Annotated in this window: 3 protein-coding genes and 1 pseudogene; 2 read left to right on the top strand and 2 right to left on the bottom strand. The window is 56.3% G+C overall.

What is annotated here, in order from left to right:
* Positions 1-86 precede the first annotated feature (86 nt).
* A pseudogene (locus tag GA0061102_RS33960) lies at positions 87-461 on the bottom strand (Tn3 family transposase); the annotation flags it as partial.
* On the bottom strand, positions 407-3,097 hold the full coding sequence (locus tag GA0061102_RS32290) for a Tn3 family transposase (protein ID WP_092856820.1): 2,691 nt from the start codon (positions 3,095-3,097) through the stop codon (positions 407-409). The gene GA0061102_RS32290 and the pseudogene GA0061102_RS33960, both read right to left, overlap by 55 nt.
* 95 nt (positions 3,098-3,192) lie before the next feature.
* Here GA0061102_RS32290 and GA0061102_RS32285 point away from each other — a divergent pair, with 95 nt between their 5' ends.
* Positions 3,193-3,807 (top strand): recombinase family protein, encoded by a 615-nt coding sequence (locus GA0061102_RS32285; RefSeq protein WP_092856817.1) that lies wholly within the window; start codon positions 3,193-3,195, stop codon positions 3,805-3,807.
* Positions 3,797-5,164 carry a metallophosphoesterase family protein gene (locus GA0061102_RS32280; protein WP_092856814.1) on the top strand — a complete coding sequence of 456 codons (1,368 nt, stop codon included), beginning with the start codon at positions 3,797-3,799 and terminating at the stop codon, positions 5,162-5,164. Before GA0061102_RS32285 ends, GA0061102_RS32280 begins: the two co-directional genes overlap by 11 nt.
* The last annotated feature ends 91 nt before the right edge of the window (positions 5,165-5,255 follow it).

Raw genomic sequence — 5,255 nt, 5'->3', positions numbered from 1 at the left:
TGCGAGGTCGCGCCACCCTCGGCACGACAACTCGATTCTGAAGGATCGGGCTCGTTTCTCCACCGGCAGCCCAAAGGACATACAGACTACCTTAACGGCGGCCATCGATATTCTCCGGTGAGCGTTATATGCTCCCATCCAAGCGGTGAGACGTGGGGCAGTAGCCCGAGATCGATCTGCTCTCCGCTATCAATTTGCTCTGCGACAATTTCGCCGAGCTTCCATGCGTTCCAATAGATGATGATGGCAGTGAGGAGGTTGAGGCCAGCAATTCGATGTTGCTGCCCCTCGGACGACCGGTCTCGTATTTCACCTCGCCTGTTGAAGTTGACCGCACGCTTGAGGGCATGATGGGCCTCACCCTTGTTCAATCCGATTTGCGCGCGGCGCTGTAGATCAATGTCGCTCAGCCAGTCGAGCATGAAGATCGAGCGCTCGAGACGCCCGACCTCTCTGAGCGCTGCGGGTTTCGACAAAGTCCGGACAGGGTTTCCGGTAATCTCCGGACACTGTTGTCCGGGAATTGGCGGAATAACTGTCCAGCTTTCGCGAAGCGCGCACTGAGCGCCACTGCCAGGCTGTTCTGACGTGGATAGGCGGCAAGTTTTCGAAGAATTTGGCTGGGCACGACGGTCCCGGCGGCCATGCTGGCGGCAAGCCGCAGGATATCGGGCCAATTTTCACGGATCAGCCGAATGTTGATCCGGCCGCCGATCATCGGCTGAAGCACAGGGGGCACCTCGTTGATCGCGGGAACATAGATCCGCTTGTCCGGCAGATCGCGGATTCTCGGTGCGAACCGGAAGCCGAGAACAGAGCAGATGGCAAAAACATGATCCGTGAAGCCGCCCGTATCAGCATAATGCTCGCGGATTTGCCTTCCGGTGTCATTCTGCAGCAGACCATCGAGAATATAGGGCGCTTCATGAGCAGTCGCGGGAATGACCTGGGTCGAGTATGGCGCATATTGATCAGAGACGTGACTGTATGCCGAAAGCCCAGGCTCATTACCGTACCGGGCATTGACGACATTCAATGCTTCTCCAGTCGACCCGGCGGGGAAGTGCTGACCATCGGAAGACGAAGTGGTTCCGTCACCCCAGAATCGGGCCATCGGCAATTTCGACTGTGCCTCAACAATCATCGCAAGGGCGCGTGCCGTTGTCTCCTCTCTAACGTGCCATTTGCCGATCCGCAGCAACTCCCAGAAAGTGTGGGTGTCGCTCGCGTCAGCCATCTTCCTGAGACCGAGATTGACGCCGTCAGCAAGCAGAACGGTCATGATGCCGATCCGATCGCCACAGGCAATACCCGTGCGGAGATCAGTGAAGGCATCGGTGAAGTGCAGCTTTTCATCGACCTCAATGAGGATGTCCGTGATCCGAACCAGCGGCATACTTTCATAGAGTTTTAGGACAAGTGCAGCCGCCTCTTCCGGCGTTGCTTTTTCGAGCCGATCAATCTGAAGCTTGCCATCGATGATAGCCCCACCTGCAAGAATACCGGCCCGAGTGGCACATTCTATTTGTGTCATGCCACGTTTGAGTATCTGGCTTCGCTGGCGAAGCCAGTCGTCCGCCTCCAGCGGAACGGCCAGCCGTGCAGTTTCGGAGACGGTTTCAATCGGGACCAGCGCTGTGCTGATCTCGCGATATCGCCTGCTGTCAGCCAGCCAGATGTCGCCCGAGCGCAGGGCATTACGAAGTTCGAACAAGATCCCGATTTCCCATACTTGTCGATCTGGTTTTCCATCCTTCAGAATCCTTTTGCGCCACTTAGCGCGAGCGAAGTCGAGCGGTGCATTGACTGGCAAAGTGCGATGTCCGCGGCGATTGAGACGGCGCAGCATTTCCAATGCTTCGAGAAGCGAATCCGCGCCGCGCCCACCTCGAAACGTCAGGATTTCCAGAAACCGAGGCGCATACCTTCGGAAACGGGCATATCCATCGGTCACGAATTCCAATGGATCAGCGGAGACTTTGCCTGTCAGCGCGGCCGCCTGCGCGACAGTTTGGCGGAGCAATTCCCAACCACCACCTTCCGTGATGGCTAATCCCAAATCATCCTGCTCTTCATGCGCGGTGATCAATGCGTCGCCAAAGCGGGAAAGCATTTTCAGCGTGTCACTGATCGAGGCGCGCTCAGCTTGTAAGAGCTCATCTCGTTTGCGTTCACAGGCACGATAGAGCTTTCCAACAATACGATCATGCGTCTCGACAGCGACATCCGCCAACATGGCCGACCACTCCACGACGCACGCCGCCAATATCGCCAATCGTCGATTTTCCGGCAGATCCCGCATTCCATCGGCGGAATAGCGTTCGCCCTGGCGGCGCAGACCGGTCACCCGGAAAGGCGGGATATCGTCGAGAGTGCCAATATTGATGGCGAGCTTGCGTAGAAAGTCCAGCCGGTCGAGGAGGCTGTTCATATCGTTGGAATTGGAGCCGACTTCGAACTGACGCAACCACACAAAACGCGTGATCCGACCATCAACCGTTTCGGAAAGCAGGGACAGCAGCCGAACTCGGCTCTGCGGGTCGATACGTCCAGTGATGCGGGCCACGATCGTCCGTTCGGCGGCGACCAAGGCGTCGGCGCAACATCGTTCGACGGTTGAGGCCGCCGGGACGATGACATGGCGACGGCGCAGCTCCGCCAGGAACTCGGCCGCCAATAGTTCATTCGTTTTTGATTTCTCCGCAGCCTCCTTGAGCCAGATGAGCATGTTTGCGCGTACCTGGCCTTCAAATGGTCGATAGCCGTAAAGTTGCTGCAGTGCCGTCGAATGTTGATAGCGCGTTTCCGATCTGGCACCGTACTCGGCAAGTTCTTCAGCCGCGACACCGATCTGCGCGCCGACGAAAGCCAACATCGATCGCGGGATCATCTCGCCTGGCTGCAAGAGGCGGCCAGGATATCGGAAGGCGCAAAGCTGGAGAGCAAACCCCAATCGGTTACGAGCACGACGACGCTGTCTGATGTGCCGCAGGTCTTCATCACTCAATATGTAATGTCGAAGCAATGATGGCTCGTCGGTCGGCAGATCGAACAGCTTCTCCCGCTGGCGTTCGGTCAGAATAGTGCGCCTTGGCATGCCGCAAGTGTCCCTATTGAAGTATAGTCTGTTCTGGACAACAATCGGCCCATGCAAATCAAGGCCTTCCGGCACCAAAATCCACGAGGGTTCAATTGGGACAGCGGGCTGCCATCTATTGCCGCGTTTCGACTGCCGACCAATCATGCGAACGACAGGAGCGTGACCTATCGGCCTTCGCTGATCGAGCCGGCTATGAGGTTGCCGCGATATTTAAGGAGATAGGCTCCGGCGCGAAGCTCGACCGTGCCGAGCGCAGAAAGGCGATGGCGCTCGCGCAAGCCAGGCAGATCGACGCCATCCTGGTCACCGAACTTTCCAGATGGGGTCGCTCGACCATCGACCTTCTCAATACGCTGCGCGAGCTGGAAGGTTGGAAGGTCTCGGTCATTGCCATGAATGGAATGACCTTCGATTTATCCTCTCCACACGGCCGAATGCTCGCAACTTTCCTGTCTGGCATTGCAGAATTCGAACGCGATCTGATCAGCGAGCGGGTCAAGTCCGGCCTTGCCGCTGCAAAAGCGCGTGGCAGAAGACTCGGCCGCCAAACCGGAGAACGACCAAAGTCAGACAGGCTTGCACCGAAAGTCATGGCGCTGATCGCTGAAGGCCGCAGCTATCGCTGGATCGCTAGAGACCTCGGCATTAGCAAAAATACCGTCAATGACATTCTCAAACGGAATAGAGATTTAAACAATGGCACATGAGCCTATCGCCGCGCTTCTTCCGAAATCGGGCGGCCACCAGTTCGTAATGTATGGCGATTCATGTTCCGGCGTTCCAAACGCTCTGCACGAAAGAACGCTCGCTGAGGTGAACGCAATCGTGAAGCGTCTGGCACCACAGCCTGAGTTCATACTGTTTCCGGGTGATGAAATAATCGGCCTGACTCCTCATCCGGATGCTTTACGCGAACAGTGGAACCACTGGTTTGAAGTCGAAATGGCATGGCTCGACCGTCAGAAAATCCCGATGTGGCATACTACAGGCAATCACACAGCATACGACAAGATGAGCGAGGACATTTTTCGCGAAGTCTTACAGCTTCCAGACAACGGTCCTGCGGACCAGAAAGGGCTGTCTTATTGGGTCCGTCGAGACGACTTATTGTTGGTCTTCGTTCATACGCTTTGGACCGGTCTCGGTGGAGAGGGGCATGTCGAAACCGAATGGCTGCAGAGAACGCTCAAGCAGCACGCTGACGCAAAATATAAAATCGTGCTAGGCCACCATCCGGTATTTCCAGTCAACGGCTTTTCCGGAACTTACCAACGTGAAATTGGCCATGAGTATGCTGATGAGTTCTGGAATATACTGGTGGATGCGAACGTCCTTGCCTATGTCTGCAGCCATATTCTCGCATATGACGTCCAGGTGCACCGAGGAGTGCTTCAGATTTGCACCGCTGGAGCCGGCACAGCACATAGAATGCCTGAAGGTGTTGAATATCTTCACTGCATCCAGGCTGCGCTCGATGAAAACGGGCTAAAATATCAGGTGCTCGACACGGAGGGGGTTGCACGGGAGCGATTGCAATGGCCACCTATGCCCACCGCCGCTTCTACTGAATGGCGGCGCGTATGGGACGGTAAATCTGATGCACTCTTTACCGGATTGATCGGTCGCGGAAGCGTTGCTGAATTTCGCGTGACGGGCCAAACTGCTCCGAAGCCCTGGGCACCTGAGCAGACGCTGTTCACCGCACATTCTCCAGAGACCATCGCTCCCATCTGGCTAGGTACGCGCGGACCGAAGCAAACTCTCACTCTGGTCGTTGGGAGACAGCCAGGACGAAGCCCTTCCTACTGGTTCGGCCCCGATTTAGTAGCTGCTTCGGACTTTGATATTCATGTCGCTTTCTATCCGGAGATGGGGCCAGGGGGCATTCTCTACCGGCATCATAATGAAGCCGTGTGGACCTCATTCAAAGCTGCCACAGCGACCGGAATTGAAAACGTTAAGTGGCCGGGTTCTTGGAATGTTGGATACGGCCAGCATGGAGAACACGACCGACGGTTCAAAGGGACCGGCTTAACTATCCGCGTACGTCAGGATTTCGCTTAAGGTAGTCTGTATGTCCTTTGGGCTGCCGGTGGAGAAACGAGCCCGATCCTTCAGAATCGAGTTGTCGTGCCGAGGGTGGCGCGACCTCGCA

Origin of the sequence: Martinezella miluonensis (assembly GCF_900094545.1) — a bacterium.
Classification (GTDB): domain Bacteria; phylum Pseudomonadota; class Alphaproteobacteria; order Rhizobiales; family Rhizobiaceae; genus Rhizobium; species Rhizobium miluonense.
Note: the sequence above shows the minus strand (reverse complement) of the source record. Positions and strands in the feature narration are given on the sequence as shown.

Bases quoted from the DNA above. Each gene is read 5' to 3' on its own strand.
- GA0061102_RS32280 (WP_092856814.1), top strand. From the start codon at position 3,797: ATGGCACATGAGCCTATCGCCGCGCTTCTTCCGAAATCGGGCGGCCAC.
- GA0061102_RS32290 (WP_092856820.1), bottom strand. From the start codon at position 3,097: ATGCCAAGGCGCACTATTCTGACCGAACGCCAGCGGGAGAAGCTGTTC.